General features: G+C 65.6%; 1 protein-coding gene. It reads right to left on the bottom strand.

The genetic code is table 11. The features are described 5' to 3' along the window. Positions 1 to 61: 61 nt before the first annotated feature. Positions 62 to 259, bottom strand: a 198-nt coding sequence (locus tag Q5762_RS38910; RefSeq protein WP_315897039.1) for a tyrosine-type recombinase/integrase, incomplete at its 5' end; no start/stop codon positions are given.

The following is a 259-nucleotide window of genomic DNA, read 5'->3' as shown; positions in this document are numbered from 1 at the left end:
CCTTTGAGCCTGGGCTGGGCGGCTAGGTAGTCGAGCTGCTCATCGATGGTGGACTCGTCGGTCATATCTCTCCCAAGTTCAACGTCTGCGCCTCGGCCATCGCGCGATCGGAGGCTCTAGCTTTGGTGTAGCGCTGCAACATGTCTGGTCGCGTCCATCCGGCCACGGCCATGAGACCGCCCTCGGACCCGCCCTTGGCGAGCCAGCGGTGCGCGGCCGTGTGTCTCAGTAGGTGCGGGTGGAAGCCCTCGATGCCGGC

The organism is Streptomyces sp. P9(2023) (genome assembly GCF_032436795.1).
GTDB lineage: Bacteria > Actinomycetota > Actinomycetes > Streptomycetales > Streptomycetaceae > Streptomyces.
This window is presented reverse-complemented; position numbering and strand designations above follow the sequence as displayed.